This window comes from Altericroceibacterium endophyticum, from assembly GCF_009827595.1.
Taxonomy (GTDB): Bacteria; Pseudomonadota; Alphaproteobacteria; order Sphingomonadales; family Sphingomonadaceae; genus Altericroceibacterium; species Altericroceibacterium endophyticum.
The window spans coordinates 384,763-409,011 of record NZ_WTYT01000003.1 but is presented as its reverse complement, the minus strand read 5'-3'; the positions used below and the strand labels follow the sequence as shown (position 1 = coordinate 409,011).

Annotated in this window: 25 protein-coding genes; 10 read left to right on the top strand and 15 right to left on the bottom strand. The window is 57.6% G+C overall.

Translation table 11 applies throughout. The annotated features are described in order from the left end of the window. Window positions 1-14 precede the first annotated feature (14 nt). Both GRI91_RS08975 and argB read right to left on the bottom strand, forming a co-directional pair. Window positions 15-563: a hypothetical protein gene (locus tag GRI91_RS08975; protein WP_160736302.1), complete on the bottom strand. Its 549-nt coding sequence runs from the start codon at window positions 561-563 to the stop codon at window positions 15-17. 2 nt (window positions 564-565) lie between these two features. Next, window positions 566-1,468, bottom strand: a complete 903-nt coding sequence (gene argB, locus GRI91_RS08970) for an acetylglutamate kinase (protein WP_160736401.1) — start codon at window positions 1,466-1,468, stop codon at window positions 566-568. 170 nt (window positions 1,469-1,638) lie between these two features. Between argB and GRI91_RS08965 the strand changes: the two genes are divergently transcribed. Together GRI91_RS08965 and GRI91_RS08960 are read left to right on the top strand one after the other, a co-directional pair. Next, window positions 1,639-2,043: a hypothetical protein gene (locus GRI91_RS08965; RefSeq protein ID WP_160736301.1), complete on the top strand. Its 405-nt coding sequence runs from the start codon at window positions 1,639-1,641 to the stop codon at window positions 2,041-2,043. Window positions 2,044-2,122: 79 nt separating this feature from the next. Then, window positions 2,123-2,569 (top strand): nuclear transport factor 2 family protein, encoded by a 447-nt coding sequence (locus tag GRI91_RS08960; RefSeq protein WP_160736300.1) that lies wholly within the window; start codon window positions 2,123-2,125, stop codon window positions 2,567-2,569. Window positions 2,570-2,625: 56 nt separating this feature from the next. Here the strand turns inward: GRI91_RS08960 and GRI91_RS08955 are convergent, their stop codons facing one another. Then, window positions 2,626-2,790: a hypothetical protein gene (locus tag GRI91_RS08955; RefSeq protein WP_160736299.1), complete on the bottom strand. Its 165-nt coding sequence runs from the start codon at window positions 2,788-2,790 to the stop codon at window positions 2,626-2,628. 114 nt (window positions 2,791-2,904) lie between these two features. Then, window positions 2,905-3,960: a ribonucleotide-diphosphate reductase subunit beta gene (locus GRI91_RS08950; RefSeq protein WP_160736298.1), complete on the bottom strand. Its 1,056-nt coding sequence runs from the start codon at window positions 3,958-3,960 to the stop codon at window positions 2,905-2,907. A gap of 250 nt (window positions 3,961-4,210) precedes the next feature. Here GRI91_RS08950 and GRI91_RS08945 point away from each other — a divergent pair, with 250 nt between their 5' ends. Further along, window positions 4,211-4,540, top strand: coding sequence for a hypothetical protein (locus GRI91_RS08945; RefSeq protein WP_160736297.1), 330 nt, complete (start codon window positions 4,211-4,213; stop codon window positions 4,538-4,540). Between the two features lie 229 nt (window positions 4,541-4,769). Here the strand turns inward: GRI91_RS08945 and GRI91_RS08940 are convergent, their stop codons facing one another. The 4 genes from GRI91_RS08940 to GRI91_RS08925 all read right to left on the bottom strand — a co-directional run bounded on the left by GRI91_RS08940 (window position 4,770) and on the right by GRI91_RS08925 (window position 10,147). Continuing rightward, complete coding sequence (locus GRI91_RS08940; protein ID WP_160736296.1) at window positions 4,770-6,752, bottom strand: ribonucleoside-diphosphate reductase subunit alpha; 1,983 nt, start codon at window positions 6,750-6,752, stop codon at window positions 4,770-4,772. 258 nt (window positions 6,753-7,010) lie between these two features. Continuing rightward, window positions 7,011-7,154, bottom strand: a complete 144-nt coding sequence (locus tag GRI91_RS08935) for a hypothetical protein (RefSeq protein ID WP_160736295.1) — start codon at window positions 7,152-7,154, stop codon at window positions 7,011-7,013. A 385-nt stretch (window positions 7,155-7,539) separates the two neighbouring features. Next, entirely contained in the window at window positions 7,540-9,141 is a 1,602-nt protein-coding gene (nadB, locus tag GRI91_RS08930; RefSeq protein WP_160736294.1) for an L-aspartate oxidase, read from the bottom strand. Between the two features lie 46 nt (window positions 9,142-9,187). Next, window positions 9,188-10,147, bottom strand: coding sequence for an ABC transporter ATP-binding protein (locus tag GRI91_RS08925; RefSeq protein ID WP_160736293.1), 960 nt, complete (start codon window positions 10,145-10,147; stop codon window positions 9,188-9,190). Window positions 10,148-10,254: 107 nt separating this feature from the next. On the opposite strand from GRI91_RS08925, the gene GRI91_RS08920 reads away from it, so the two are divergent. From GRI91_RS08920 to GRI91_RS08905, 4 genes are all read left to right on the top strand, one after another. Beyond that, complete coding sequence (locus GRI91_RS08920; RefSeq protein WP_160736292.1) at window positions 10,255-10,512, top strand: zinc-finger domain-containing protein; 258 nt, start codon at window positions 10,255-10,257, stop codon at window positions 10,510-10,512. A gap of 184 nt (window positions 10,513-10,696) precedes the next feature. After that, window positions 10,697-12,121 carry a metalloprotease TldD gene (tldD, locus tag GRI91_RS08915; protein WP_160736400.1) on the top strand — a complete coding sequence of 475 codons (1,425 nt, stop codon included), beginning with the start codon at window positions 10,697-10,699 and terminating at the stop codon, window positions 12,119-12,121. A gap of 86 nt (window positions 12,122-12,207) precedes the next feature. Beyond that, on the top strand, window positions 12,208-12,603 hold the full coding sequence (locus GRI91_RS08910) for a hypothetical protein (protein WP_160736291.1): 396 nt from the start codon (window positions 12,208-12,210) through the stop codon (window positions 12,601-12,603). 3 nt (window positions 12,604-12,606) lie between these two features. Further along, window positions 12,607-13,161 (top strand): DUF924 family protein, encoded by a 555-nt coding sequence (locus GRI91_RS08905; RefSeq protein ID WP_160736290.1) that lies wholly within the window; start codon window positions 12,607-12,609, stop codon window positions 13,159-13,161. Window positions 13,162-13,215: 54 nt separating this feature from the next. Here the strand turns inward: GRI91_RS08905 and GRI91_RS08900 are convergent, their stop codons facing one another. The 6 genes from GRI91_RS08900 to guaA all read right to left on the bottom strand — a co-directional run bounded on the left by GRI91_RS08900 (window position 13,216) and on the right by guaA (window position 18,330). After that, the gene (locus GRI91_RS08900; protein WP_160736289.1) at window positions 13,216-14,193 is read right to left on the bottom strand and encodes a zinc-binding dehydrogenase; all 978 of its coding nucleotides are present in this window, start codon (window positions 14,191-14,193) and stop codon (window positions 13,216-13,218) included. A gap of 77 nt (window positions 14,194-14,270) precedes the next feature. Then, a complete protein-coding gene (locus tag GRI91_RS08895; RefSeq protein WP_160736288.1) occupies window positions 14,271-15,251 on the bottom strand; it encodes a serine hydrolase domain-containing protein in 981 nt (326 codons plus the stop codon). A 32-nt stretch (window positions 15,252-15,283) separates the two neighbouring features. Beyond that, complete coding sequence (locus tag GRI91_RS08890) at window positions 15,284-15,508, bottom strand: YrhK family protein (protein WP_160736287.1); 225 nt, start codon at window positions 15,506-15,508, stop codon at window positions 15,284-15,286. A gap of 112 nt (window positions 15,509-15,620) precedes the next feature. After that, window positions 15,621-16,334, bottom strand: a complete 714-nt coding sequence (locus GRI91_RS08885) for an endonuclease III domain-containing protein (protein ID WP_160736286.1) — start codon at window positions 16,332-16,334, stop codon at window positions 15,621-15,623. Next, on the bottom strand, window positions 16,331-16,759 hold the full coding sequence (locus GRI91_RS08880; RefSeq protein ID WP_160736285.1) for a GNAT family N-acetyltransferase: 429 nt from the start codon (window positions 16,757-16,759) through the stop codon (window positions 16,331-16,333). The genes GRI91_RS08885 and GRI91_RS08880 overlap by 4 nt, the downstream gene beginning before the upstream one ends. Next, window positions 16,756-18,330 carry a glutamine-hydrolyzing GMP synthase gene (guaA, locus tag GRI91_RS08875; RefSeq protein ID WP_160736284.1) on the bottom strand — a complete coding sequence of 525 codons (1,575 nt, stop codon included), beginning with the start codon at window positions 18,328-18,330 and terminating at the stop codon, window positions 16,756-16,758. Before guaA ends, GRI91_RS08880 begins: the two co-directional genes overlap by 4 nt. Window positions 18,331-18,537: 207 nt before the next feature. Between guaA and GRI91_RS08870 the strand changes: the two genes are divergently transcribed. Continuing rightward, window positions 18,538-18,843 (top strand): UrcA family protein, encoded by a 306-nt coding sequence (locus tag GRI91_RS08870; protein ID WP_160736283.1) that lies wholly within the window; start codon window positions 18,538-18,540, stop codon window positions 18,841-18,843. Window positions 18,844-19,264: 421 nt separating this feature from the next. Beyond that, complete coding sequence (gyrB, locus tag GRI91_RS08865) at window positions 19,265-21,754, top strand: DNA topoisomerase (ATP-hydrolyzing) subunit B (RefSeq protein WP_160736282.1); 2,490 nt, start codon at window positions 19,265-19,267, stop codon at window positions 21,752-21,754. A gap of 70 nt (window positions 21,755-21,824) precedes the next feature. Here the strand turns inward: gyrB and GRI91_RS08860 are convergent, their stop codons facing one another. Further along, a complete protein-coding gene (locus tag GRI91_RS08860) occupies window positions 21,825-22,298 on the bottom strand; it encodes a MarR family transcriptional regulator (RefSeq protein WP_160736281.1) in 474 nt (157 codons plus the stop codon). 167 nt (window positions 22,299-22,465) lie between these two features. On the opposite strand from GRI91_RS08860, the gene GRI91_RS08855 reads away from it, so the two are divergent. After that, window positions 22,466-24,229: a bifunctional metallophosphatase/5'-nucleotidase gene (locus tag GRI91_RS08855; RefSeq protein ID WP_160736280.1), complete on the top strand. Its 1,764-nt coding sequence runs from the start codon at window positions 22,466-22,468 to the stop codon at window positions 24,227-24,229. The last annotated feature ends 20 nt before the right edge of the window (window positions 24,230-24,249 follow it).

Sequence of the window (24,249 nt, the reverse complement as noted above, 5' to 3'; positions counted from 1 at the left end):
CCGACTAATACGCATTAGTCATTCAATTCAAACTTGGTGATCCGCCAGGCCAATTGCTCGGGCGTGGCACCGGGCACATCATTCACGCGGCGCATCGTAATGGTCCCGGTCCGTTTAACCTGCCCATGATTGGCAATCAGCGTAACCGGCGCGGTGTAATAGAGCGACCCGGCCGCGCCTTCGGTCTCGCCTTCGCCAAATTGCAGCCCGAAATCGTCATATTGTCCGAAAAGCTTGCGCAGGCTGGCGGCGTCGCGCTGATCCTCCTGCCAGGCCTGGGCTGCAGCCTTATAATCGCCCAGCATCAATGCCGAGGTGAAATAGCGCGCGACACGCTCCGGCTTGTCTCTTTCCTGCAAAGCGGCGCGGTCCAGCAGATCGGCTCCCTCGTCAGATCCAGCCGGCTGCGACGTTTGCCTTGCAACCGGAACCGCCACAGCCCCATCTTGCGAAGAGAGGCTTTGCGAGGGTTGCTCTGACGGAGCGTCCGAAGGCTCCGGTTCGGCTGAATTCTGACACGCAGCCAATGACAGCAGCATCGTGGCGAGAAGAATTGTCCGCATGATTATTGCGCCTTTATAAGTGTGCCAGCCCCGCGGGACGTGAAGAATTCCAGCAGCATCGCATGCGGTACACGTCCATCCAGCACCACGGCCGCCTCGCAACCAGCCTCGACCGCTTTTACGCAGGTTTCGAGCTTGGGGATCATCCCGCCACTAATGGTTCCATTTTGACGCAGCTCGGCGATGTCGGCGGGGATCAGATCCGTCAGCAGCCGCTTTTCCTTGTCCAGCACGCCGCTCACATCCGTCAGCAGAAACAGGCGCGCTGCACCAAGAGCCGCAGCGATGGCGCCGGCCATCGTATCGGCATTGATGTTGTAGGTATGGCCATCCTCACCGGCACCAATCGGTGCCACGATGGGGATCATTCCGGCAGCACTGACCGTTTTCAGCACTGTCGTATCGATATGGGAAGGTTCCCCGACAAAACCGAGATCGACTGCCTTTTCGATGTTGCTTTCGGGGTCGCGCGTGGTGCGCTGCACCTTGGTGGCAGTGACCATGCCGCCATCCTTGCCAGAAATACCGATCGCCTTGCCGCCAGCGCGCGCGATCCAGCTGACCAGCTCCTTGTTGATCGCTCCTGACAGAACCATTTCGGCAATCTCAGCCGTGGCTTTATCCGTCACGCGCAGCCCGTCGATAAAGCTCGATTCGACGCCGAGTTTTTTCAGCATGGCGCCAATTTGCGGGCCGCCGCCATGCACCACCACAGGGTTGATGCCCACAGCTTTCAGCAACACGATATCTTCGGCGAAGTCCCGAGCCGCTTCCGGGTCGCCCATTGCGTGACCGCCATATTTGACCACGAAAGTGCGCCCTGCATAGCGCTGGAAATAGGGTAGCGCCTCAATCAGCGTTTCCGCCTTTGTCAGCGTCGTCTTGTCCTGCCCATCACTGCCCATACCGGCCATTCCCATGATCTCCTACATGATCGGGCGCGCTGTAGCGGGATTGACCTCCCGCTGCAAAGGCGCAGTACAGTTCGAGGCCGTGAAATTAAGGCAAAAGCGATTCAGTTAGCGGAACAATGGCGCCATTCATCCGTCTGTCCGGTTTAGGCCAGGAGTATTTTATGTCACGGCAATCGACCACCGGATTAGCTGCGCTTTTGCTTTCAGGAGCAGCACTGACCGGATGCGTTACCCCCGCCGAGCAGGAACAATGCCCGGCCAGCGAAGACTGGCAGGCATGGGTAAATGCGATGCCCGGCCCGGGCACCAGCCGCAGCCTGATCGTTACTGGACAGGTTTATTTGGCAAAAGGCACCACCGCCAAGCTGGAACCGGGCATATCGGACCGGATGCTGCCACCGGGTCAGCAATTTGTGTTGCAGCTGAGTGCAGACGCCGATGCCCCCGGCGGGTGGCAGCCCATTCGTGGGACGCTGAAACCGGCGCTGGAGAGCTATCGTGAAGTCACGATCCGCTGCGGAGAAGGGAGCCTCGCGCGCATTCAGCCGGTTACAACTGCGTATTAATCGCATTATGCTATCGCCGATAGCTTGACACCCTAACCGGGAGAGGTTCTGTGTCCCCCAATAAAATGGGACGCAATATATGAATGTTTTCATGAGCCGCCTGGCCGCGGCCTATTCCTCTTGGGATAAGAGCAGCGGCCACACGCCGGAGCAGTTTTTCAACCTGCTGGCCGAGAATGTGGAAGTTCACACTATTCTCTCCGAGTGTTTACCCCAAGATCCTACTGCCGGACCTTTCCTGGGAAAACGGCATGCCTTTCACTGGTTCGCCTCCGTCGCCCTTCGCTGGGAAGTCCTGTCGGTGGAGACGATAAAGCTCACCAGCTCAGGAAACTGTGTGATTTGGGAGGGAAGATCCAAATATCGCAACCGGCAAACCTTGCGGATTCTGGAAACCCCGCGGCTCCAAATCTGGACGGTTGAGAATGGCCGGGCAGTCAAGGTCCAGGACTATCTGGACAGCCTCAGCTATGCGAAGGCGACCGGCGCGCTGGACGAAAAAAAGCCGGGATCACCTGAGACATAATGTAAGCCTGACGCTGGCGGACTGCTGCCGGCCGCCAGCCGTTTCAGCAGAATGCTCTACCGCTCAGCCAGCACAGAGTGTTCAGCGGAATTCTGATTATGCTCGACCTCGGGATCAAGCGCCCAGATGATCGCCAGCGCAATCAGGAGTGCGATCATAACGAACCAGAGCCATTTCGCATTGGTTCTCAATTGAGGCGGTTCATCGTGCGGTTCGAACATGGCATGCTGCTGATCTGAAAGTCCTTATTGCTCTGCGGGAGAGATGCCCATTGGCACCTCTCCCGCGATGCATTCAGCATTTACGCGAAGCAATTGACGGAGACATAGCGCCTATCATTCAGCCGCTTGCACTCCGCTGTCACCGAACAGGCCGGGGCCGTCATCCAGCTCTTCTTCCGTGTCATTGGCGTTCGCCTGACGACGCTTGTCGAAACTGTCCCAGACATCGTTCCAATTGCCGCGTGTTGCAGCCTTGGAATATTCGGTCGAACGGGTTTCAAAGAAATTGGCGTGCTCCACACCGTTGAGCAGCGGCGCGAGCCACGGCAATGGATGCTCCTCGATCAGATAGATCGGCTTCATACCCAGCTGCTGCAATCGCCAATCGGCGATGTAACGGATATATTTCTTGATCTCCTTGGGCGTCATTCCGTTGACCGGGCCCATTTCGAAAGCGAGATCGATAAAGGCATCTTCCAACCGCACCGTGGTCTGGCACTGGTCAGCGATGTCATCCTTCACCGCTTTGGTAAGGCAATTGCGCTCATTCACAAAAGCGTGGAACAGGCGCGTGATACCTTCACAATGCAGGCTTTCATCGCGCACAGACCAGCTGACGATCTGCCCCATTCCCTTCATCTTGTTGAAGCGGGGGAAATTCATCAGCATCGCGAAGCTGGCAAACAGCTGCACACCTTCGGTAAAGCCGCCAAACATGGCCAGCGTGCGGGCGATATCTTCATCATTATCGACACCGAATTTCTGAAGGTAGTCGTGCTTGTCCTTCATCTCGGCATATTCGAGGAACATGCCATATTCGCTTTCCGGCATACCGATCGTGTCGAGCAGATGGCTGTAGGCCGCAATATGGATGGTTTCCATATTGGAGAAGGACGCCAGCATCATCTTCACTTCGGTCGGTTTGAACACGCGGCCATATTTTTCGTGGTAGCAATCCTGCACCTCGACATCGGCCTGCGTGAAGAAACGGAAGATCTGGGTGAGCAGATTACGCTCATGGTCTGTCAGCTTCTGAGCCCAGTCGCGGCAGTCCTCACCCAGGGGAACTTCCTCTGGCATCCAGTGGACCTGTTGCTGCTTCTTCCAGAAATCAAAAGCCCACGGGTATTCAAAGGGCTTGTAGGTCTTGCGTGCTTCAAGCAACGACATGTTGTGTCTCCGTGGGTTGATCCGAGATTGGAGTGATAGAGGAATCCGGATCGAAAATCGACGATAAACCGGATCACTATCGTGGAAAAATATGTTCGCCAGCCATAGCACAGGGCGACCATTAAAGGCCTCTGCCGGCCCCGCGCAGGAAACGGGTCAGAGCGCCATTCGGAACATCGGGGCTCTGTTCGTCGTTGAACAGGTAATCCCGGTTTATCCGGACCCGAATACCAACCGAAGGAGGCCAGCTATGGGCCAACAAAAATCTGATGATTCGCGCGGCGAAAAACAGGAAGACGGAATTTCGGACTCCGCAATCAGCGAAACGAATCAATATCATCTGAATCAGCCATCGCTGCAGCATGGTGATTCGCAGGAAAGCACCTTGACGAAAGGTATCCGCGCCGAAGCGCAACAGGAAGGCCGGCCAGTCGAAGGCGAGCAAAGCAGCCATGACAGTGACGATGCCTTAACCGGGCAACAGGGTTTCGGGTATGGTGCCAGCGGTGGTTCGGAAATGAAGAAGGCTCCCGATGTCTCGGAACGTGGTTATGGGGGCCGCGGTCAGGCAGACAGTTAAAGGCACGGAGCGATATTCAGGTTCAAGAGGCGTCAGCGGGTAAATCGCAGGCGCCTTTTTTCGTGTCCGCGTCCTTTTTTCGTGTCCGCGTCCTTTTTTGCCGCGACAGGACTGGGTTTTTATCAGTCAAATCGCGCAATCTCGCGGTGATTGCGGCGCAGAAAATCATGAAAAAGGCGGAGGCCCTGAATGAGAGCCCCCGCCTGAAACATGTTTATACCAGCACTGCTTATTGGCAGGCGAGGCATTCCTCATAATCGGTCTGCTCACCGGCATTGAATTCATATTTCGCCGCATCGCTGGTGTTATCGGCTTCGACACCGCCGGCAAAACCGGCGCGCTGCACGCTCTTTGAGCGGAGATAATAGAGCGATTTGATACCTTTTTCCCAAGCCTGGAAGTGGAGCATCAAGAGATCCCATTTATCGACATCTGCCGGGATAAAGAGATTGAGGCTCTGCGCCTGATCGATGAAGGGCGAGCGATCGGCGGCGAATTCAAGCAGCCAGCGCTGATCGATTTCGAAGCTGGTCTTGAACACGGCCTTTTCCTCTGCGGTGAGGAAATCGAGATGCTGAACCGAACCGCCGTTTTCGAGAATGGAATTCCACACATTGGTCGAATCCTTGCTCTTCTCGCGCAGAACCTTCTCCAGATAGGGATTCTTGACGATGAAGCTGCCCGACAGGGTTTTGTGCGTATAGATATTGGCGGGGATCGGCTCGATACAGGCGCTGGTGCCGCCGGCAATGATGCTGATCGATGCGGTCGGCGCGATCGCCATTTTGCAGGAGAAACGCTCCATCATGCCCATTTCCTCGGCATCGGGGCACGGCCCGCGTTCCTTGGCCAGCACCATCGACGCCTCGTTTGCCTTGGCATTGATATGCTTGAACATTTTCAGGTTCCAGGTCTTGGCCATCGCACTTTCAAAGCCGATATTCTTGGCCTGCAGGAAGGAGTGGAAACCCATGACCCCCATACCCACGGAACGTTCACGCATGGCAGAATATTTCGCCCGCGCCATTTCAGAGGGTGCCCGGTCGATATAATCCTGCAGCACGTTGTCGAGGAAGCGCATGATGTCCTCGATAAACAGCTTGTCACCGTTCCATTCGTCCCAATTTTCAAGATTGAGCGATGAGAGGCAGCATACGGCGGTGCGGTCATTACCGAGATGGTCGATCCCGGTCGGCAGCGTGATTTCCGAACACAGATTGGAAGTGGAAACCTTCAGCCCCAGATCGCGGTGATGCTTCGGCATCATCCGGTTCACCGTGTCGGAGAAGACGATATAGGGCTCGCCCGTGGCCAGGCGGGTTTCAACGAGCTTCTGGAACAAGGCGCGCGCATTGATCGTGCTCCGCACGGTGCCATCACGCGGGCTCTTCAGATCGAAATCATCGCCACTACGGACTGCTTCCATGAATTCATCGGTCAGCAACACACCGTGATGGAGGTTGAGCGCCTTGCGGTTGAAATCGCCAGAAGGTTTGCGGATTTCGAGGAATTCCTCAATTTCGGGATGCGATACATCCAGATAGCACGCGGCCGAACCACGACGCAGCGACCCTTGCGAAATGGCCAGCGTCAGGCTGTCCATCACCCGCACGAAGGGTATGATGCCGCTGGTTTTGCCATTTAGGCCGACAGGTTCGCCAATACCGCGAACATTACCCCAATAGGTGCCAATGCCGCCGCCGCGCGAGGCAAGCCAGACATTCTCGTTCCAGGTGCCGACAATCCCTTCCAGACTGTCTTCCACGGAATTGAGATAGCAGCTGATCGGCAGACCTCGCCCCGTGCCGCCATTCGACAGAACAGGCGTGGCGGGCATGAACCAGAGACGCGAAATATAATCATACAGACGCTGCGCATGTTCCGCATCGTCGGCATAGGCATCCGCCACGCGGGCGAACAGATCCTGAAAACTCTCATTGGGCAGCAAATAACGGTCGATCAGCGTTTCCTTGCCGAATTCGGTCAGCAAGGCATCGCGGCTTTCATCGGTGACAACATTGAAACGCCGGTCGCGAACAGTGTGCGAAGTGATTTCAGGCTCCATTGAGGCTTTGGCCGCTTCCGCCATTGCGCCGCTCAAGGCTTCGGCGGCTTTTTCAGCTACCAAATTCTCATCTTTAATCTTATTCGACGACGCCTGAGTGGAGCTAAGTGCATCATCATAATCTTCGCTAACATTGTTGAATGCCATGCCTAGCCCCTTTGTTTATATGATTCTCAGCGAGCGATAACATACGCTCAGAAGTACTTTGCTTCTGAGTGCCATCACGCCGAAAACGCGCTTTCATAGAAAGATCTTTGGAGAATGATGCACATCATCTTGTGTGCCTCTAACAGCTCCTTACTACCAGTGGGGTTTTGAATCTCTCAGCTTCTAAAGTCAACCGTGACCGTTAACCAATGTCACGGCGGCACTAAAAGAGCAGTCAGAGAGATCCGACTCGCCCAATCACGGTGAAACATCTTCATCTGCCCCACTCTCATTGATCACCGAATACCATTTGCAGCCCCATTTCCCGCTGAAGATATCCACAACGAAAATCAGCCTGTTCAAATACCCCGCGACTTCGACAGGTGGTTTGCGCTTCAACATTCTCTTTTCTCCTAAAACCCACCCAAGGTATGGGATTTCTACATGTTGTGCATCGAATGAACTCTTGGCACTACATATGGGGTTAATAGGACATAAACCATTGAGGACTCAAGGTCTCTGAGGCTATCGATGAGGGACATTTGGGAGGTTATCGGGAGTGTATTATTCGACTAATACGCAGCGACGCGTGGAGCATCCTCGGTTGCCGCGCCGCGCAAGACTCAAAATGAATCAGTGCAGAAATATTTTGCTGGAACCGAAGTGATCAGCCCGTTGGACCAATCGAATCCAACCGCGAAATTTTGCGGCCCTGAAAGGCACTGAAATGTAACCTGAGACGCTTGCGAAACTGGCGCGCGCTGTGACGCGCCCCGTCAGGCAGGGATCACGGAACAAGGACGGTATCGCGTGCCTCATCCAGCAAGCCCGGATAGTTCAGCGTATAGTGCAGCCCCCGGCTTTCACGCCTTTTCAAGGCAGATTGCACGATAAGATCGGCGCATTGCAGCAAGTTGCGCAATTCGATCAGATCGGTCGTGACACGGAAATGCCCGTAAAAATCCGCCACTTCGTCATCGAGCATCTTGATCCTGTGCGCGGCCCGCTCCAGCCGCTTGGTGGTGCGCACAATGCCGACATAATTCCACATAAAGCGGCGAATTTCGGTCCAGTTCTGCTTGATCACGACTTCTTCATCTGAATCCGTCACCCGGCTTTCATCCCACGGACGGATGGGCGGCGGGGCGTCGAATTCATCCCATTTTTCGAGAATGTCGCGCGCGGCAGCTTCGCCGAATACAAAACATTCCAGCAGGCTGTTGGAGGCCAGCCGATTGGCGCCATGCAGACCGCTTTCCGTGCATTCTCCGGCCGCATAGAGGCCCGGCAGATCGGTCTTGCCATTAAGGTCGATCAGGATACCGCCGCAGGTATAATGCTGCGCGGGCACCACCGGGATTGGCTCGCGCGTCATATCGATGCCCAGGCCCAGCAGTTTTTCATGAATCGTCGGGAAATGTTCACGTACGAATTCCGGCGATTTATGGCTGATGTCCAGATGCACGTAATCAAGGCCCAGCCGCTTGATCTCATGATCAATGGCGCGGGCCACAATATCACGCGGCGCCAGTTCCGCGCGCTTGTCAAAAGCGGGCATGAAGCGTTCGCCCGCCCCGGGATAGCCGGGCGGGATTTTGAGATGTCCGCCCTCTCCGCGCACCGCCTCTGTGATCAGGAAGTTCTTGACCTCCAGATTATAGAGACAGGTGGGATGGAACTGCATCATCTCCATGTTGGAAACGCGGCAGCCCGCGCGCCAGGCCATGGCGATGCCGTCCCCCGTCGCACCGCGCGGCGCGGTGGAAAAGAGGTAACACCGCCCCGCCCCGCCCGATGCCAGCACCGTCGTGCGCGCAACATAAGCCTCAACCCGGCCCGTAGCCGCATCCAGCGCATAGGCGCCCCAGACATGGCCGGAGCCGGAATAGCGCTTCTCGTTCTTGCCGGTAATCAGATCGATACAGGTCCGATCGGGCAATAGAGTGATATTGGGATTTTCCTCTGCCGCTTTCAGCAAGGCAGCCTGCACTGCCCAGCCGGTCGCGTCATTCACATGCACGATCCGGCGGTGCGAATGGCCCCCTTCACGCGTCAGGTGCAGATCCTGCCCATCGCGATTGAAGGGCACGCCCAATTCACACAGACGGTCAATCGCATGGGGTGCACGCTCAATGACGAATTCCACCGTTTCGCGGCGATTAAGCCCGGCGCCAGCGTCCATCGTGTCGGCGACATGGTCTTCAAATGTGTCGCCCGCGTCGAGCACCGCGGCAATGCCGCCCTGTGCCCATGCGGTGGAGCCGCTGTTAAGTTGCCCCTTGGCCAGCACCAGCACGCGGCATTTGGTGGCAAGCGATAGTGCGGCGGTCAGCCCGGCCGCACCGGACCCGATGACGAGGACGTCATATTCATGTTCATTGTTAGCCATTTGCGTAGCGTCATGCCCCGCAAAACCCTGTGCTGCAAGCGTCCGCTTATCCGGCGCTGGCAGGCTCCGCTGCCTGAGCCTCGGTCGTCAGCCTGACAAACACATCTTCAAGATCGGCTTCACGGGTGGTGACATCGCGAATCGTGAAGCCTTTTTCCTGCACCACGCTCATCACCTGACCGGCATTGGCGCGATCCTTGTCATATGCGATTTCCATGATCTGATCGCCGGCTTTTTCGCAGCGCAGGAAGGCCGGATCATCCGGCAGCACATCAATATCGCGGTCCACGGTCAGCACCACGATCTTCTCCCGCGTCATATCGACCAATTCGCGCGTGGGTTTATTGGCGATCAGCTCCCCATGGTTGATGATCGCAATCCGCTCGCACAATTCCTCGGCTTCCTCGAGATAATGCGTGGTGAGCACCACCGTCACACCTTCACGGTTGAGTTCGGTGACCAATTCCCACAGCTGACGCCGCAATTCCACATCAACCCCGGCTGTCGGTTCGTCCAGCACCAGCACGGGCGGCGAATGCACCATCGCCTTGGCAATCAGCAGGCGGCGCTTCATCCCGCCAGACAGGGACCGCGCATAGGCATTGCGCTTATCCTCCAGATGCACCGCTTTCAGCAGATCTTCGGACCGCCGCAAGGCCTTGGCTATGCCATACATGCCGCCCTGATTTTCCAGCACTTCAAACGGGGTGAAGAACGGGTCGAAGACGATTTCTTGCGGAACAATGCCGATATTGGCTTTGGCATTGCGCTGATTCCGGTCGATATCATGGCCCCAGATGGAGACATCGCCAGAGGTTTTCATGACCAGACCGGACAGAATATTGATCAGCGTCGACTTGCCTGCCCCATTCGGACCAAGCAGGCCGAAGATCCCGCCTTCGGGCACATCGAAGCTGACGCCCTTCAGCGCCAGCTTGGGCGGTGCTTCGCCCTGGCTGGCATATTCCTTGACCAAATTGCGGATTGAAATAGCTGCATCGCTCATGAAATGGACCTCTACTGCCCATCGCTCCTCAGGCCAAGCATTGATAAGCCGAGATAAGCACAAGCTTCATATTGCAGGAATCGCCGGGGAGCGGTAAGCGGGCAGGCATGACCGATGTGCCCGAAACCACCCTTGTCGATACGCGCCATGTCTGGTGCGATGGTGCTGGCTCCATTCGTGCGGGTAAGAATTACAAATCCGCCGCTTTGGGCCATCCGCGAGTCTATATGGAAATAGACGAGCGAGGTTATGTCGAATGCGGCTATTGTGATCGGCGTTTCGTGCTGAAAGGCGGCGCGGCAGAGCAGGGCATCCACGAAATGAGCCCCGGCGATCTGCCCGAACCGAGCGAAACCGCAGCCTGAAACGGCTTCCCCGCGTAAACAGGCTGTGGCCAAAACGCGCCACTGCCTGAGCGCATCCTGCCTTAATAGGCTCCCGATAGAGCACCCCTGAACGGGCAAGCCCGTCCCTGTGAGCAGGCTCCGCGCAGTGTGCCTTGAGGCGACTACGCTTTCCCCGCGCGATAACGCACCCTATATCGCCCTGATGACTCGCAATGATCCGCGCGCTTTCCTTTATGGCGAAGGCAAACTCAGCCCCGATGAAGCCCAGCGTCTGGCAAAACAGACCCTGACCAGCTGCGACGATGGCGAATTGTTTCTGGAATTTGGGGTCAGCGAAACTTTCGCATTTGACGATGGCCGGCTGAAAACCTGTAATTATTCGCGTGATGGCGGCTTTGGCCTGCGCGGTGTCTCGGGCGAAATGACCGGCTTTGCCCACGCCAATGATATCAGCGCAGCGGCGATCTTGCGCGCTGGCGAAACGCTGAGCCTGCTGGACCCGACGTCCGCCCCCTCGGCCCCTGCACCGCGCAGCACCAACCGGCATCTTTATACCGATCAGAGCCCGCTCGACGCGGTGCCTTTCGCGCGCAAGGTCGCGCTGCTGGAACGGATCGATGAAGCGGCCAGAGCGCGCGATCCGCGTGTCGCTCAGGTCAGTGCCTCCCTGTCCGGCAGCTGGCGCGTGGTGGAAATCATCCGGCCTGACGGCTTTCTTGCCACCGATATCCGACCGCTGGTTCGCCTGAATGTTTCAATCGTGGCTGAAAGCAATGGCCGCCGCGAAACCGGCAGCTTTGGCATGGGCGGGCGCTTCCTCTACGATCATGTGTTTGAAGATGTGCAGTGGAACCGCGCGATTGACGAAGCGCTGTCACAAGCGCTGACCAATCTGGAAAGCGTGGATGCCCCCGCCGGACAGATGAAGGTTCTGCTCGGCCCCGGCTGGCCCGGCGTGCTGCTGCATGAAGCCGTCGGCCATGGGCTGGAGGGGGACTTCAATCGCAAAGGCACCAGCGCCTTTTCCGGCAAGATCGGGCAGCAAGTTGCGGCCCCCGGCGTGACGGTGGTGGATGATGGCACCATGGTGGATCGCCGCGGCTCCTTGTCGATTGACGATGAAGGAACGCCCACCAGCGAAACCGTGCTGATCGAAAATGGCATTCTGAAAGCCTATATGCAGGACCGGCTGAATGCCCGGCTCATGGGGGTCGAACCGACCGGGAATGGCCGCCGGGAAAGTTACGCCCATGCGCCGATGCCGCGCATGACCAACACCTTCATGCGCTCTGGCAAGGATGATCCGGCCGAGTTGCTTTCCCGTCTGGATGACGGGATTTATGCCAAGAGCTTTGGCGGCGGGCAGGTCGATATCGTATCCGGCAAATTCGTCTTTTCCTGCACGGAGGCCTACCGCGTCAAAAATGGCAAGGTCGGCGCGCCGATCAAAGGCGCCACGCTGATTGGGGATGGCCCTTCGGTTCTCAACCGCATTATCGGCATCGGCGATGATCTGGCGCTGGATGAAGGCGTGGGGACGTGCGGCAAAGGCGGGCAAAGTGTTCCTGCCGGTGTGGGGCAACCCAGCCTGCTGGTGGAAGGATTGACGGTGGGCGGCACAGCCTGAACTCGCCGCATGTTTCATTCTATCGCGAGTCAGGCTCTATTCAGCGTGCATATGGTTAAACATGCCTTTCAATGGGAGAATACACTATGAACAAGACATTTCTCGCCATCGCTGCATCTGCCCTTGCACTGACCGGCACCACCGCCCAAGCGGCCACAACAGCCGAAAAGGGTGAGGCCAGGCTCGAAAAGATGCTGGAAGGCCGGGTCGCCGGTGAACCCCAAAGCTGCATCTTCACGCCAAGTCAGAACCGCCTGAAGATCATTGACGAAACCGCGATGGTCTATGATGGCGGCAAAACCATCTATGTCGCCAAACCACGCGATCCACGCTCTCTGGACAAGAACGACATTCTGGTGATCGAACGCCGCGGAAGCCAGCTTTGCAGCCAGGACATCATCAAAACTGTCGATCGCTCAAGCGGGTTTATGACCGGGGTGGTATTTCTGGACGACTTCGTACCCTATACCAAACCTGATTGATCAATGACGGCGATGCAGCGCCCTTGGGCCGCGGAAATTATCCACTTCTGGTTTCACAAACTAAGTCCGTCGGACTGGTTTGGGCCAACAGAGGCGGTGGATGCGGCCCTGCGCGAGCGGTTTGAACCCGAACTGCTCGCTCTGCACGGGCAGCCTGCATCGCGGTTTTTAAATGATCCGCAGATCGCGCTCGCAGCGGTGCTGCTGTTCGATCAGATCCCGCGCAATATCTATCGCGGCTCCGCGCGATCCTTCTTCTTCGATCACCGCGCCCGGGAAATTTGCCGGGGCGCTTTGGCGGCGGGGTTTGACGCCGCGCTCAGCCAGCATCAGCGCCAATTTCTTGGCATGCCCCTGATGCATAGCGAGAATATCGCTGATCAACTGCTGAGCAAACGATATTTCACCCAGCTCAACCTGCCAGTCGTGCGCCGCTTTGCGGAAGAGCACTACGCCATGATCGCGCGTTTTGGCCGCTTCCCCCATCGCAACACCGTGCTGGGCCGGGAAAGTAGTGACCAAGAGAAGCGCGCCGTCGAGGCTGGCTTCGCATGGTGAAGTGATGCGCCCTTTGGGAGGGAGCAATTCCCCCTCCCAAAGAACGCGTCATCATCAGGGTTTTATCAGGACTTTACCGGATTTACCGCCAGCACGCGTCGCACGCGCGGCTTCGTCGATCTGGTCCAGCGGAAAGACACCGTCGGTCTCCAGCGTGACCTTGCCCTGGGCCAAGAGTGTAACCAGATCCTTCACAAAGCTTGCCAACCGTTCCGGCGCCATAGTTTCGAGCATTTTACCCAGCCAAAAGCCCCGCATCTCGATCTGTTTCAGAATCAGATCATTGGGTGACACGGTCAATGGCTGGCCAGACATGGCGCCGAAGGAGAGGAAGATCGCATTCTCCCCCAGCATATGCAGAATTTCGCCCGGAATCTCGCCGCCGACACCGTCAATGGCACCGATCAAGGGTGCATCACCGCAAAGCTGGCGCACCTGATCCTGCCAATCGTCTTTCTCGGTAGAGACGACCTTGTCGATACCCAGATCGGCCAGTTCCTTCACCGCTGAATCGCGCCGGACAAGGCCGATGACATTGATGCCCTTATCCTGACAGGCCTGCGCCACCACTTTGGCAACGGCGCCAGTGGCTGCAGTCTGGATGATCCAGTCACCCTGTTTCGCGCCCAGCGCATCAATCGCGAATAAGGCGCTGAGCGGCATCGCCAGCATCTGCGCTGCGGTTTCATCATCTATGGCACCGGGCAAAGGGACAATGACGCGCGCCGGGACACAGAAATATTCAGCCCAAGAGCCCTTGGCCCCCATCGCCGCAACCCGCTGCCCGACTTTCAGATCTTCTACACCCTCACCCAGCGCATCGATGATTCCCATGCCTTCGCTACCGCCAATGGCAGGAAGATCCGGTCGGTAGCCATAATTGCCCTCAACCGTGATGAGATCGTGATTATGGATGGAGGACAGCCCCATACGGACGCGCACCATGCCTTTTTCCGGTTCCGGAATGCCCGTTTCCTGGCATTTCAGAACCTCGTCCGGTTTGCCGAAACTCTCGTAAATAGCCGCTTTCATAAAAATCGTCCTTTCACACCAGCTATGCACGAGCCACCAATTGTTTCCCATTAAGTTGTGCACAATAGGACTTGAGCTCAGTCTTCACCCTTGCCGATGTTCGATATCCAGCTGTCGCGTGTTTGATGGATAAACTCGCGATCATCACGCGCGCTCATCGCCGCATAGCCCGTGTCCGTCACCCGGTCATAGACCGCAACCGATTTATACGGCCCATTGCTGCCGGTCAGCCATCGGATGAAGCGTTTGCCATCGGCCGTTTCGACCTCTTCATACCTGCTGCCCAGCGTGTAATTCTGTTCTGGCGTGGTAATGGTGTTGAGCTGCTTCAGCGAGGCGGCACTTAAGCCGCCGTGATCGGCAAATCGCAGCAAGGCAATCAGATCGCCGGGCTGCGTTGCGATACCTCCGGCACAGCGCAGATAATTGGGCAAAGGCCGTGCAGGCTCACTCGGTTCCTGACCATCCGGCCCCAATTGTCCAAGAAACACGTGGCTGTGTCCCATTCCGGCCGGCTTGAATATCAGCTCTTCCAAAGCGTCCGGCAGCTCTTTGCCGGTAACCCGTTCGATCACCGCCTGCGCGACAATCCAGTTCACGAGATCATAGGACCATTGCGCACCGGGAGTGAAAGCCAGCTCCCCAGCCGCGAAGCGGTTTGCCGCCTCTGCAGGGGGAAGTGTTGCCGTTGCGATGGCCGGGTCCTCCTGAAAGGCCGCCAGCAGCCTATCAGGCAGTCCGGAACGATTCGCCAGAACCTGACGCAGCGTCACATCTTGCGCGGCCGGGTTCTCATATTCGGGCAAGGTGACGCTGAGCGGCGCATCCAGATCAAGCCGCCCGGCCTCCGCCAATCGCAATGCAGCCAGAGAACAGGCGAATTTGCTGATCGATCCAGCCTGATAGATTGCGCCCTCGCCGTCATCACCCAGAGTCCGGCTGACAATATGCCCGTCAGGCGTCAGCTCGGCTTCACTGTAAGAGGGCCCAGCGCCAAAGACGGCCGTTGGCAGCAGACCAGCAACCACCACCGTCAGCCCGAAACACAGTCTTTTCATGTCACACCCCCCTTAAGGGCAACAGGGTGCGATTATTGGTCTTTGCTGTCCAGAATCTTCACGACCAGATCGCCCGCCGCACCTACCATCATCAGCAGGGACCCGGCGATGAACAACCAGACCCCAAGCGTCAGATGGGCCTCGAAGCGCGGGAGGAAGAAGATACTGCCGATAAAAAAGGTCAGATTCCCCAGCACACCGATGCCGCCATGGATCCAGCCATAATCTTTGACGATAACGCTCAATGTCTCTTTCAAACCTGACAGCCTCCTGTTGCTAAATCATGCGCGACTGAAGCGCAGTCTTGCGCCGCCACCCGCTAAAATCACGTCCAGCTTGATTATTACCACTCGATCATTCTTCACGCCATTAATCTGCGGAATTGCACTTCCCTGTCTCGCACAGCGATTGCGCCAGGCAATTCGCGCAATCCATGCGGGCAGGCCGGCACCAGGTCTGGCCGACTTTTTTCATCAGCAGATGATGCTCGTCATAGTCGGCCGCCCGCCATTCCGGCGGCATCACAGGCATGATGGCTGCATAGGCGCGCGCGGTATCCGCCTCGGCCGGGACCAGCCCCATGCGCTGTAGAATACGGCGGTGATGGCTGTCGAGCACAAGCACGGGGCGATCAAGTGTTGAGGCGTTCATTACACCGGCCGCAATCTTGCGCCCGACACCAGGCAGTTGTTCGAGCCAGTCCATCGCGTCTTCGGTGCCCATGTTCGCGAGATGCGACAGATCGACGCAGCCGCGCCGCATGATCAGATCGGCGAGCGAGGCCTTCAGCCGTTCCGCCGCGATATTGGGATAGGTCTGATTAGAAAGCTCGTGCTGCAATTGCTCAAGCGGCGCATCGGCGACGCCCTCCCAGCTTCCATAACGCTTCAACAGGCGATCGGTCGCAGCGTTGGAGACCTCGGACTTTGTTCGCGCCCCGATCACGCCCTGTACCAGCACCCATTCCGGCGCTCTCCACTCCTCTGCCGCGCGCCGGATATGTCCGAAGCGCTGCACCAGCAGCGGCTGGAGACGACGAAGAGTTTCAGTGCGAGGGTCCGGGCCGAGGGGAAGCTCCGTCATCGGGTAAGAGCAAGCCGGACGCTCGTTTGCCCGAAACCCATCTTCTCGTAAAATGCATGCGCCCGCTTGAGTTCGAAGCGGCTGGTGACCTCCACGATCGTACAGCCATCATCAGAGAATCGTTCAACGGCAGCTTTGACGAGCGCCGTTCCAATACCGGCTCCGCGGAATTCTTCTGCCACCACAAGAACTGTGATCCGCCCGACCGGCGCGTCGCGATGCGCGGGGTGCATCTGTGACAGCCCGATACAGCCAATTACGGCATCGTCGCGCTCGGCGACGAGCGTATTATCTCCGGCAGCTATGCTGCGGTCCAGTCGCTGCGGGAAAGTATCGGCAGAGGTTGAGAATCCGAACGCTTCGAATAGCGCGGCAACACATCCGGCATCGCGCTTTTCAATCGGACGAATTCTCAGCCCCGTCATTCCCACTCGATCGTGCCGGGGGGCTTTGACGTATAGTCATAGACCACGCGGTTGATGCCCTGCACTTCATTGATGATCCGGGTCGAAACCTGGCTGAGGAAGCTGGCATCGAAGGGATAGATATCGGCCGTCATCCCATCGGTGGACGTCACCGCGCGCAGGGCGCAGACATTATCATATGTCCGGCCATCGCCCATGACGCCGACGGTCTTGACCGGCAACAGCACGGCAAATGCCTGCCAGATCGCGTCATAGAGGCCCGCGTTGCGGATCTCTTCGAGATAGATCGCATCGGCCTTACGCAGAATGTCGCAGCGTTCCTTGTTCACTTCACCCGGGATGCGAATGGCAAGGCCCGGTCCGGGGAACGGGTGGCGGCCGACAAAGATCTCAGGCAGGCCCAGTTCACGGCCGAGTTCGCGCACTTCATCCTTGAACAGTTCACGCAAGGGTTCGACCAGCTGCATATTCATGCGTTCGGGCAAGCCGCCGACATTGTGATGGCTCTTGATCGTGACCGATGGGCCGCCAGTGAAGCTGACGCTTTCGATCACATCGGGATACAGCGTGCCCTGGGCGAGGAAATCAGCGCCGCCAATGCCCTTCGCTTCTTTTTCAAACAGATCGATAAAGGCGCCGCCGATGAATTTGCGCTTCTTTTCCGGGTCGGTGACACCCGACAGGCCGGTCATGAACTGCTCTTCGGCATCCACATGGATCAGCGGAATATTGTAATGGTCGCGGAACAGGGTGACGACCTGTTCGGCTTCATTCATGCGCATCAGCCCGTGATCGACAAAGACGCAGGTCAGCTGTTCGCCAATCGCTTCATGGATCAGGACTGCCGCAACCGCACTATCAACACCGCCGGAAAGGCCGCAAATGACCTTGCCATCGCCGACCTGATCGCGAATTTCCTCGATCTTGGTCTTGCGGAATTCCGCCATCGTCCAGTCACCGGCAAGGCCGCAGACATGCCGCACGAAATTGGACAGCAGCTTGCCGCCATCGGGCGTGTGGAACACTTCGGGATGAAACTGGGTGCCGTAGTAACGTCGTTCGTCATCGGCGATCAAAGCAAAAGGCGCCCCATCGGATGTGGCAACGATGCGGAAACCGGGCGCAAATTTGGTGACCTTGTCACCATGGCTCATCCAGACCTGATGCCGCTCACCCTTTTCCCACAACCCATCGAACAGAACGCAGCCATCACTGACGGTCAGGAATGCGCGGCCAAATTCCCCGCCATCGCCGGTTTCATGACCGGGGCGCACTTCGCCGCCCAATTGCTGCGTCATCACCTGCTGGCCATAACAGATGCCCAGAATCGGCAAGCCGGATTCGAACAAGATATCGGGCGCCCGCGGGCTGCCTTCATCGCAGACGGAAGCGGGTGATCCGGACAGGATGATGCCTTTCGGCTTCATCCGGTGGAATGCCTCCTCCGCCTGGGTAAAGGGTGTTATTTCGGAATAGACACCCGCTTCGCGCACGCGGCGCGCGATGAGCTGGGTTACCTGGCTGCCGAAATCGACAATGAGGATGGAATCGGGAAGATGCGTAGGGTCCATTCCAGCGCGTTAAGCTCACCTACCCCCTGATGTCCACCCGAGAAAGCGCCTTAATCCGCGTGAAAAGCCATCAATTGCAAAACTTGCAACTCCGCTGCTGGTTTTCTCATTTGTAGGCGGATGCCCGATCAGCGATAAAGGGGCATAACAAAAAAACGGATGTCCAGATGAAAGGCGGCTGAACTTTCACACAGGGGAATTTTTCCTATGCGTACTCTCATTGCCGCCGCTGCTGCCACGCTCGCTCTTGCTGGTGCAGCCAGCTCCGCTTCCGCTGAATCCGTTACCGTCCGCATTGACTATTCCGATCTCGACCTGACCAGCACAGCCGATCAGGCCAAGCTTGAGCAGCGGATCGAAGTCGCCGTTGACGATGCTTGCCAGAAGCCTGACATCCGCAATCTGCGCGGTCGCAGCTACTGGCGCGCTTGCCGTGAGGCCGCCTACGGCGCAGCTCAGGACGAAGCCAAGCGCACTGTCGCCATGGCCAAGTCAGACTCCGCCGACAGCTAAGAATTAGCGCCCCGGCCAAGTATTTCATAATTTGAATCAAGAGTTTACGGCGCACCTTCCGAAGTTGCGAAACACGCAACACGTCTTACAGTTTTCGCATTTGTGCCTTCATGCCGCCTCCACCATATGGCGCGCAAGAAACATAAAGTAAGACTCAGGATGACCGGAAGGTGCCCAACATTTTTATGGAGGACACCATGTTCAAGCGTATTGTAAAATTGTTCGTTGCCGGTGCTGCTGAGCGCCCGATGATCAACTGGATGGTCTGATGTAAGACTGCGGATTTTTCCGCATTGTCTCAGACCGCAAACGGCCGCCCGATGGGCGGCCGTTTTGCGTTGGAAAACACGCCCATCACAAGCCTGTGGGCAGGGTGCAGGGAAAACTTCCCTCTGGGGCTTTGCGCGCCTATATAGGTCCAATGGACGAAAATAACGAAATTGCCCGCAAACCCACGTATGAAGCTGACAGCATCAAGGTGCTCAAAGGACTGGATGCAGTTCGCAAACGGCCCGGCATGTATATCGGCGATACGGATGACGGCTCCGGCTTGCATCACATGGTCTTTGAAGTGTCCGACAATGCGATCGACGAAGCGCTTGCGGGACATTGCGATCTCGTCCTGATCGAACTCAACCCTGATGGCTCTGTCTCCGTTGAAGATAACGGACGCGGCATTCCAGTCGACATGCATAAGGGTGAAGGCGTTTCCGCTGCCGAAGTCATCATGACCCAGCTGCACGCGGGCGGTAAGTTCGAAAACACCTCTGACGATAATGCCTATAAGGTTTCGGGCGGCTTGCACGGTGTGGGTGTTTCGGTCGTGAACGCGCTGTCCGAATGGCTGGAACTGACCGTCTGGCGCAATGGCAAGGTCCACTGGATGCGTTTTGAGCACGGCAACACAGTCGCGCCGCTGGTCGAGCAGGAAGACTGCCCGCCGGATAAAACCGGCACGCGCGTTACCTTCATGCCCTCTACCGACACGTTCAAGAACGTGAACGAATTCGATTTTACGAAGCTTGAGCACCGCTACCGCGAGCTCGCTTTCCTCAATTCGGGCGTTCACATCCTGCTGCGCGACCGTCGCAGCGAAGAAATTGCCGAACATGATTTGTATTATGAAGGCGGTATTGCGGCATTCGTACAATATCTCGACCGCAACAAGCAGGCGATGATTCCCGCGCCAATTGCCATTTCCGCCGAGAAGGACGGGATCGGCATCGAAGTCGCGTTGGAATGGAATGATTCCTATTACGAAAACGTCCTGTGCTTCACGAACAATATCCCTCAACGTGACGGCGGGACCCATCTGGCCGCATTCCGCGCAGCACTGACCCGCACTCTGAATGGCTATGCCGACCGCTCGGGCGCGTTGAAGAAAGAAAAAGTCTCGCTTTCGGGCGAAGACATGCGTGAAGGTCTGACTGCCATCGTCTCGGTCAAACTGCCTGATCCCAAATTCGGGTCGCAGACCAAGGACAAACTGGTTTCCTCCGAAGTGCGTCAGCCGCTGGAAAGCCTGATGAGCGAGAAGATGAGCGAATGGCTGGAGGAAAATCCGCAGGAAGCCCGCAACATCATTCAAAAGGTGGTCGATGCGGCCGCCGCACGTGAAGCGGCCCGTAAAGCGCGCGAGTTGACCCGCCGTAAAGGTGCGATGGATATTGCCTCGCTTCCCGGCAAGCTGGCCGATTGCCAGGAACGCGACCCCAGCAAATCCGAACTCTTCCTGGTCGAAGGGGACTCCGCCGGCGGTTCGGCCAAACAGGGCCGTGACCGCAAGACGCAGGCGATTCTGCCACTGAAGGGTAAGATCCTGAATGTCGAACGCGCACGCTTCGACAGGATTATCTCGTCCAAGGAAGTCGGCACGCTGATCCAGGCGATGGGCACCGGCATACGCGACGAATTCAACCTGGATAAGCTGCGTTATCACAAGATCGTGATCATGACCGACGCCGATGTCGACGGTGCGCATATCCGGACCTTGCTGCTGACCTTCTTCCATCGCCAGATGCCGGAAATCATCCGCAACGGGCATCTCTATATTGCTCAGCCGCCGCTATTTAAGGTGAGCAAGAGCCGGTCCGAAGTATATCTAAAAGATCAGGGCGCGCTGGACCGCTATCTGGTGGAAGCTGGGCTGCAGGGCCGGGTTCTGGAAACCGCTGGCGGTGCACGCGCCGGTGCCGAATTGCAGGCGCTGGTCGAACATGCTTTGCGGCTGAAGAATCTGCTCAGCTTCGTGCCGCGCAAATATGACTCATCCATTATTGAAGCGATGGCCCTCACCGGATCGCTTGCCCCCGATATCAGCGATGCGGCGCGTAAAGAGGCACTCGCTCACGCAGCCAACAAGCTGGAAATGGTGGATGAAGACTCCAAATGGACCGGCGAAATCACCGAAGACGGCTCCATCCGCTTTAACCGGGTCTGGCGCGGCGTCACCGATGTTCACCTGATCGAAGCCCCCTTCCTGACCAGTGCTGAAGCCCGCAAGCTTCACACCCGCGCGCAGGAACATGCGGATGTCTATGAAACGCCAACCCGCTTCATTCGCGGCGGCGCGGCCGATGCTGCTGATGCCACCAGCGGTGAAGAAGACACCGATTTGCCGCTGCCCACGGACGAAAATGCCATCACCCGGCCGACCGTTCTGCTGGAACAGGTGATGGCCGCCGGACGCAAGGGCCTGGCAGTGCAGCGTTATAAAGGTCTGGGCGAAATGAATGCCGAGCAATTGTGGGAAACCACGCTGGACCCCGAAAATCGCGCCTTGCTGCAGGTGAAGATCGAAGATGCGGACGTGACGGACGAAATCTTCACCCGTCTGATGGGTGATGTGGTCGAACCGCGCCGCGAATTCATTCAGATGAACGCGCTCAACGTCGCCAATCTTGACGTCTGAGCCAATCTACCCAGGGAAAAACAAAGCGCGGCCGTCCCAAGCGGCGCCGCGCTTTGGCCCAGGGTGCTGATCAGCTAAGCGGCACTTGTTCGCTCTCCGCACGCGGGTTGCGCGCCGGGAGGCCGGCATCAAGCCGGTCGAGCATTTCTTCCATCGCGGTGACTATTACCGTTTTCGTGTTATCGCTGAGGCCGGCCACCAGCCGTTCCCGCAAGCGATCGGTGATGGCTAACATTTCCTCCAGCGCAGCCGTGCCCGCCGGAGTAAGCCCCAACAACCGGTTCCGTTTGTCCTTTGGATCCGGCAGTCTTTCGATGAACCCTTCATTTTGCAAGGAATCGAGCAGGCGAGTCAGCGTCGGTCCCTCAATCCGCATACGGCGCGCAATTTCAACCTGCGGGCTAAGTGGTGGCGCCACCAGAATTGTCGCCAACACCTCCAGCCGCGCCGAACTTTGCCGGTTGGCACGCAAATGCTCATCCACAATTGCCCGCCAGCGGCGACCAACAATAACCGTCATCCCCGTCAGCCAGATATCAGGCACGAAATCGCCTCTCAGCAACTTTTCGTAAGTTCCCTCTGCGGCTCCATCACATGTATTTTTTACGCCCGTCTTGTTCACTTTGCTGACTACCTTTAACGAAAGCAGAGGCCTCTCCCCTTACCGGAATAGGCGAATATTCCTTACCTTGGCTGGAACAGGATTGGTTTATGAAAGCCTCGTTCATCCTCGCGGGCCTGCTTGTTTTGTTCTCAGGCTGTGCCGCACAAGATACTGAAATCGGTTCATTTTCCAAGCACCTGAATTCACCATCTCCCGTCAAAGTCGGGTTAATCGCGATAAATGACTTTCACGGAGCGCTCGAGCCACCAGGCCGCACAGTCTCAGTTGAACTGGACAATGGCACTGTGGCCGAAGTCCCCGCCGGCGGGGCTGCGTGGCTGGCGACAACCATCGATGAATTGCGGGCCCGTCACCCTTACAATTTGACAGTAGCGGCAGGCGATCTGACCAGCGCATCTCAGCTCGCATCCTCCCTTTTTCTGGACGAAGCCGCAATTGGCGTGATGAACCGCATCGGGCTGGATCTGACGGCCGTTGGCAATCACGAATTTGATCGCGGCTGGCAGGAATTGCGCCGTTTGCAGAATGGCGGCTGCGAGAAATTGGCCAATCGGGAGCCCTGCGCGGTTGAGCCGGATTTCGCCGGCGCCTCTTACGAATATCTGGCCGCTAATGTCCGGATGGCCGACGGCTCAACCGTTTTTCCGGGCACGGCGCTGCGCACGTTCGGAGAAGCGCCGAATGCCGTGACCATCGGTTTTGTCGGCCTCACCCTGAAAGGAACGGCAGAGCTGGTCGTCCCGGGGGGCGTGGCCGGGCTGACCTTTGAAGATGAGGCGGAAACCATCAACCGTGCCACCACCGCATTGGACGAAGCCGGTGCGGATGCGATTGTGGTGCTGATCCATCAAGGCATCCTGACCGACCCGAAATCCCAGCCCAATGGCTGCGCCGATGCCGCCGGGCCACTTTTGCCGATTCTGCCCAAGCTCGACAGCCGCGTGGATGTGATCATATCGGGCCATACGCATTGGCAATATATCTGTGACTGGCCAAGCGGCGATGGCAGCAAGGAATTCCTGCTGACCAGCGCCGGCTTCCACGGCATTCTGGCGACCGACATCAACCTGTCTATCGATCCGCAAAGCGGTGATGTGCTCAGCAAGAGCGCGGAGAATATAGCGGTTCGCTCCCCCGCCTTTGGCGACACACCGATTGAAGCCTCTTTGCCGCCCGTGGCGCCGCGCGCAGATGTGAAGGAGTATGTCGCGCGCTATGTCGATGCGGCGCAGGCTTTCGAAGACCGGCCCGCAGGCCATCTGTCGCAAACGCTGGAAGAAAGCGATGATTACGAACGCGGCGGTGCACTGGGGCGGCTGATTGCCGACGCGCAGCTTGCCGCGACCCGCGAGAACGGGGCGCAGATCGCCTTCATGAATCCCGGCGGCGTGCGTGCACCCTTGCGGCCATCCCCCGATGGCGCGTTGACATTCGGGCAGATTTTCCGCACGCAACCCTTCGGCAATGTGCTGGTGACGATGACCCTGACGGGCGCGCAGATCCGTCAGGTGCTGGAAGAGCAATTGGCCGATGACAGGGATGAGGTGCAGATCCTCTCACCCTCAGCAGGGTTTGACTTCACTTTCGACCGGTCCCGCGCCGAAGGGCAGCGCATCGTCAGCCTGTCCCTGATGGGCGCGCCGCTGCAACCGGACCAGACCTACCGTGTGACGGTCAGCAATTTTCTCGCCGAAGGGGGGGATGGGTTCTCCGGCTTCAAACTGGGCACAGACCGGCAGATTGGCTTGAGCGATCTGGAAGCGCTGGAGGCCTGGCTGAAAGTGACGCCGCCGCGTGAGGCCCCGATACAGGAACGCGCTACCGAGATAGTCGGCAGCGCGCATCTTTAAGCTCTAAAGGATGTGGCAGG

Excerpts from the sequence above, each read along its gene's own strand:
- GRI91_RS08885 (WP_160736286.1), bottom strand. The coding sequence starts at position 16,334 with ATGACGGAGCTTCCCCTCGGCCCGGACCCTCGCACTGAAACTCTTCGT.
- GRI91_RS08935 (WP_160736295.1), bottom strand. The coding sequence starts at position 7,154 with ATGTTGAAGCGCAAACCACCTGTCGAAGTCGCGGGGTATTTGAACAGG.
- GRI91_RS08895 (WP_160736288.1), bottom strand. The coding sequence starts at position 15,251 with ATGAAAAGACTGTGTTTCGGGCTGACGGTGGTGGTTGCTGGTCTGCTG.
- GRI91_RS08925 (WP_160736293.1), bottom strand. The coding sequence starts at position 10,147 with ATGAGCGATGCAGCTATTTCAATCCGCAATTTGGTCAAGGAATATGCC.
- gyrB (WP_160736282.1), top strand. The coding sequence starts at position 19,265 with ATGGACGAAAATAACGAAATTGCCCGCAAACCCACGTATGAAGCTGAC.
- GRI91_RS08975 (WP_160736302.1), bottom strand. The coding sequence starts at position 563 with ATGCGGACAATTCTTCTCGCCACGATGCTGCTGTCATTGGCTGCGTGT.
- GRI91_RS08955 (WP_160736299.1), bottom strand. The coding sequence starts at position 2,790 with ATGTTCGAACCGCACGATGAACCGCCTCAATTGAGAACCAATGCGAAA.
- GRI91_RS08880 (WP_160736285.1), bottom strand. The coding sequence starts at position 16,759 with ATGACGGGGCTGAGAATTCGTCCGATTGAAAAGCGCGATGCCGGATGT.
- GRI91_RS08950 (WP_160736298.1), bottom strand. The coding sequence starts at position 3,960 with ATGTCGTTGCTTGAAGCACGCAAGACCTACAAGCCCTTTGAATACCCG.
- GRI91_RS08900 (WP_160736289.1), bottom strand. The coding sequence starts at position 14,193 with ATGAAAGCGGCTATTTACGAGAGTTTCGGCAAACCGGACGAGGTTCTG.
- GRI91_RS08870 (WP_160736283.1), top strand. The coding sequence starts at position 18,538 with ATGCGTACTCTCATTGCCGCCGCTGCTGCCACGCTCGCTCTTGCTGGT.
- GRI91_RS08940 (WP_160736296.1), bottom strand. The coding sequence starts at position 6,752 with ATGGCATTCAACAATGTTAGCGAAGATTATGATGATGCACTTAGCTCC.
- GRI91_RS08920 (WP_160736292.1), top strand. The coding sequence starts at position 10,255 with ATGACCGATGTGCCCGAAACCACCCTTGTCGATACGCGCCATGTCTGG.
- argB (WP_160736401.1), bottom strand. The coding sequence starts at position 1,468 with ATGGGCAGTGATGGGCAGGACAAGACGACGCTGACAAAGGCGGAAACG.
- GRI91_RS08910 (WP_160736291.1), top strand. The coding sequence starts at position 12,208 with ATGAACAAGACATTTCTCGCCATCGCTGCATCTGCCCTTGCACTGACC.
- guaA (WP_160736284.1), bottom strand. The coding sequence starts at position 18,330 with ATGGACCCTACGCATCTTCCCGATTCCATCCTCATTGTCGATTTCGGC.
- GRI91_RS08965 (WP_160736301.1), top strand. The coding sequence starts at position 1,639 with ATGTCACGGCAATCGACCACCGGATTAGCTGCGCTTTTGCTTTCAGGA.
- GRI91_RS08855 (WP_160736280.1), top strand. The coding sequence starts at position 22,466 with ATGAAAGCCTCGTTCATCCTCGCGGGCCTGCTTGTTTTGTTCTCAGGC.
- GRI91_RS08960 (WP_160736300.1), top strand. The coding sequence starts at position 2,123 with ATGAATGTTTTCATGAGCCGCCTGGCCGCGGCCTATTCCTCTTGGGAT.
- nadB (WP_160736294.1), bottom strand. The coding sequence starts at position 9,141 with ATGGCTAACAATGAACATGAATATGACGTCCTCGTCATCGGGTCCGGT.
- GRI91_RS08945 (WP_160736297.1), top strand. The coding sequence starts at position 4,211 with ATGGGCCAACAAAAATCTGATGATTCGCGCGGCGAAAAACAGGAAGAC.
- tldD (WP_160736400.1), top strand. The coding sequence starts at position 10,697 with ATGACTCGCAATGATCCGCGCGCTTTCCTTTATGGCGAAGGCAAACTC.
- GRI91_RS08905 (WP_160736290.1), top strand. The coding sequence starts at position 12,607 with ATGACGGCGATGCAGCGCCCTTGGGCCGCGGAAATTATCCACTTCTGG.